Source organism: Acidimicrobiales bacterium (assembly GCA_036273495.1).
GTDB lineage: Bacteria > Actinomycetota > Acidimicrobiia > Acidimicrobiales > JAJPHE01 > DASSEU01.
Map to the genome: position 1 here is coordinate 1 of DASUHN010000257.1, position 3,755 is coordinate 3,755.

Annotated in this window: 4 protein-coding genes; 1 reads left to right on the plus strand and 3 read right to left on the minus strand. The window is 74.8% G+C overall.

What is annotated here, in order from left to right; translation table 11 throughout:
* Positions 1-110 precede the first annotated feature (110 nt).
* Positions 111-731, plus strand: coding sequence for a DedA family protein (locus tag VFW24_11160; protein ID HEX5267322.1), 621 nt, complete (start codon positions 111-113; stop codon positions 729-731).
* A gap of 30 nt (positions 732-761) precedes the next feature.
* Here VFW24_11160 and VFW24_11165 read toward each other — a convergent pair whose 3' ends face one another.
* Genes VFW24_11165 through VFW24_11175 form a run of 3 tightly spaced genes read right to left on the minus strand, consistent with a single transcriptional unit; the run spans position 762 to position 3,582 of the window.
* On the minus strand, positions 762-1,610 hold the full coding sequence (locus tag VFW24_11165; GenBank protein HEX5267323.1) for an energy-coupling factor transporter transmembrane protein EcfT: 849 nt from the start codon (positions 1,608-1,610) through the stop codon (positions 762-764).
* Complete coding sequence (locus VFW24_11170) at positions 1,607-2,272, minus strand: ABC transporter ATP-binding protein (protein HEX5267324.1); 666 nt, start codon at positions 2,270-2,272, stop codon at positions 1,607-1,609. The genes VFW24_11165 and VFW24_11170 overlap by 4 nt, the downstream gene beginning before the upstream one ends.
* Complete coding sequence (locus VFW24_11175; GenBank protein HEX5267325.1) at positions 2,269-3,582, minus strand: DUF2232 domain-containing protein; 1,314 nt, start codon at positions 3,580-3,582, stop codon at positions 2,269-2,271. The genes VFW24_11170 and VFW24_11175 overlap by 4 nt, the downstream gene beginning before the upstream one ends.
* Between the last annotated feature and the right edge of the window lie 173 nt (positions 3,583-3,755).

Consider the following 3,755-nt stretch of genomic DNA (forward strand, 5'->3'; position numbering starts at 1 on the left):
CGTCGAGCCGGTAGCGCCCGCCGAGCACGACAGGGGCGGTATCGGTCACGACGGGAGGCTACCCGGACCCCTTCGCGTTAGCCCTGCGGGCCTGGAAGGCTTGCGGCGCCATGAGCTTCATCACCCACCTGATGGACAGCCTGCGTGGGTGGCCGCTCCTGGCCCTGGTGTTCCTGATCCCCGCCCTCGAGGCGTCGGTGTTTCTCGGCTTCGTCTTCCCGGGCGAGACCGCGGTCGTGTTCGGGGGCGCGGTGGCGGGCCAGCACCACGCCAACCTGGCCGCGGTCGCGGTGGTGGCCGTCCTCGGCGCCGTGATCGGGGACACGGTGGGGTTCGTGGTCGGCCGGCGGTGGGGGGAGTGGCTGGTGGCCCACACCGCCGGGCGGTTCGTGAAGGCGGAGAACATCGCCCGGGCGCGCAGCTACGTGGCGCGCCGCGGCGGGCGGGCCGTGTTCCTCGGGCGGTGGACGGCGGTGCTCCGCGCCCTGGTGCCGGGGGCGGCGGGGATGGCCGGGATGCGCTACAGCCTGTTCCTGCCGTGGAACGTGGCCGGAGGAACGGTGTGGGCGGTGGCGTGCGCCTATGCCGGATGGGCGGCGGGAGCCAGCTGGGACCACGTGGTGAAGATCATCAACCGCGCCGGCCTGGTGGGGATCGCCGCCATCGTGATCCTGGTGGTGGCCGTCGTGGTGGTCAGGCGGCGGCGGGAGCGCCGGCTGCCGACGGCGTGATCACCCGAGCCCGGCTCACCCGAGCCTGCCTCACACGAGCACCACGCCGACGACGGTCCCCGCCACCACCAACCAGGCCACGATCTCGGAGGTGACGAGGCGGGGCCGCGATGGCACCACCTGGCCCACACCGCCGCGCGCCTCGATGGCGTCGGCCATCTCCTGGGCCCGGCGCGCCGACGACACGAGGGCGGTCACGAGGATGTCGTTGAGCTGGCCGAACAGCTCGCGCAGGGTGTCCGGCTGCGGGGGGTTGCGCACCCGTCGGGCCGCCCACAGCGTGCGCATCTCGTCGATCAGCAACGGCATGCACCGCACGGCCAGGGCCACCACCAGCGCCACCTCGTCGACCGGGACGCGCACCAGCCGGGCGGGGGCGGCCAGGGTGGCGAGGGCGGGGGTGAGCTCCCCGCCGCGCGTCGTCCAGCCCACCAGGCTGGCCGACCAGATGAAGATCAGCACGATCAGGGTGAAGCGGCCCCACTGGTCGAGCCCGCCCAGGCCGATGGTGAGGCCGCCGAGGTGGATGTCGGGCTTGCCCCCCGCCAGGCCGGCGGAGATAGCGGTGATGCCGACGCCGATCCAGAACCACATCGGAAAGCGCGGCAGGGCGCCGACCGGCACCCGGGCCAGCGCCATGGTGGCCGCCATCACCGCGAACACCAGGCCCCCGACGGCCCACGTCGGCTTCAGCGAGATCACCACCCCGATGGCGACGATCCCCACGATCTTGGTGCCCGCCCACAGCCGGTGGACCGGGGTGTCACGGGGCACGTAGCGGAACAGGTTGATCTCGGTGACGGTGGGCCCGGTGCGCACCGGGGCGCGCAGGCGTTCCCTGATGCCCGTGGCCCGGCGTTCGGGTGTCTCGGAGCTCATGCCAGCCGGGCCAGCGCCGGGCCCACGGGCGCGTCGAGCACGACGCGCCCGTCCTCGAGCTTGAGGACCCGGGCGGCGTACTCGTCGGCGTCCTCGTAGTCGTGGGACACCACGATCACCGCCATGCCGTTGGCCCGCAGCCTCCCGAGCACACCCACGAGGATCGAGCGGCCCTCGGCGTCGAGACCGGAGAACGGCTCGTCGAGGATCAGCACCTCGGGACGGCGGGCCAGCAATCCGGCCAGGGCGACGCGGCGCTGCTGTCCGCCGGACAGCTCGTCGATGCGCCGGTCGCGCAGCTCGGCCGGGTCCAGCCCGACCAGACGGAGGGCAGGGTCGACGTCGTCGGCGCCCACCCCCCGGGCCCATTCGATGTCGCGCGCCACTGTCGAGCGGAACAGCTGCAGCCGAGCGTGCTGGAAGGAGATCACGACCTTCTCTCCGGCCTCGTCGAGCCGATCGCCGTCGAGCGTCGCGGTGCCCTCGGTCGGCACGAGCAGGCCGGCGAGGATCCACGCCAGGGTGGACTTGCCCGATGCGTTGGGACCGATGACGAGGAGGCCGTCACCCACGCCCACGTCCAGGTCGACGCCCTCGAGGGCCCGGCGGGCCCACGGGGAGCCCGGCGAGTAGACGTGGCCGACGCCGCGCAACTCGATCACGGCACACCCACCTCGACCCGGCCGGCGTCGACGCGCACGGTGACGTCCGCCGCCGCCATCTCGTCGCGGCGGTGGGTGACGTGCAGCACGGTCAGGCCCTGCTCGCGGGCCAGGCGCACCAGCAGGTCGGCGACCTGCCGGCGTCCCTCCGGGTCGAGCATGCTCGTCGACTCGTCGGAGATCAGCAGGGCGGGGCGGCGGGCCAGGGCGGCGGCCAGGGCCAGGCGCTGGAGCTGGCCGCCCGAGAGGGTCCCCGTCTCCTCCTCCTCCATCCCCCCCAGCCCGACCAGGTCGAGGACGCCGGCCACATCCACGGCGGCGGCGGCGGCCGGCCCCATTCCCCAGACGACGTCGTCGCGTATGCGGATGCCGAGCACCTGGCTCTCGGGGCGCTGGAACACCACCGCCGTCCCGCCCACCACGCCGAGGCCGGGGCCGCCCGGGCGGCGCAGCTCCCCCTCGGGCACGACGAGGCCGGCCACCACCCGGGCCAGGGTCGACTTGCCCGAGCCGTTGCGCCCGACGACCACGACCAGGGAGTGCTCGGGTATCTCGAGGTCCACGCCGGCCAGGGCGTAGCCCTCGGCGCCGGTGTAGCGGTAGGCGACCTGGTCGAGCACGGCCGGGACGGGTCCGGGGGTGCCGGCGTGGGCGGTCGCCGGCGCCTCGGGCAGCGGCGGTCCGAGGGCCCGCTCGACCCGGCGGATGGCGGGGCGCCCGACGGCGGCCGCCACGAGCGTCCCGGCCTCGATCAGCACCAGCAGGCTCATCGGGATCACCGCCCACCAGTGGCCGAGGATCCACGACACGGCGGTGTTCCCGGCCGTGACCAGCGGGTGGAGGAACCGGACGTGGGAGATGATCGAGCGCACCCCGTGCCACGAGTTGCGGATCTGGGCCAGGGCCAGCCGGCGCAGGTTGGCGAACAGGAACAGCTGGCTCACCGTCACCCCCGCCGCCGCCGCCCACACGGGGAGCACCGCCACGACCAGGCGCAGCCACCCCCAGCCCCGGCGGGTGCCCAGCCCGACGACCAGGCCCAGCACGGCGGCCAGGAGGGCCAGGCTCCACAGCGCCGCCCCGCCGAACAGGAAGGCCACCGAGCTCGAGGCGATCCCCGCCGCCACGACGGCGCGGGGCCGCCGGCGGGACGCCAGCGCCGCCATCGGCGCCACCGAGAGCACCTGCAGCACGATCCCCACCGGCAGCAGCCACCCCAGGAACAGAAGGGCCACCGACAGGTCCCCGAGCACCGCCGCCTCGGCCAGCTCGGCCGGGGTCAGCGGACCGGCGGAGCGGGGGTGGCGCACGCCGGGAGGTTACGGGCGCGGGACCGGTCGCAGCAGCGGGAGGATATACCTAGCCTAAGTAATGAACTCGCCTGCTGCCCCGAGCGCCGCCACCTCCGCCGACACCGTCGGCCGGCTGCGCCTGGCCGTCCTCCGCCTGGGCCGGCGGCTGCGCCAGAACGCCGGCGCCGGCG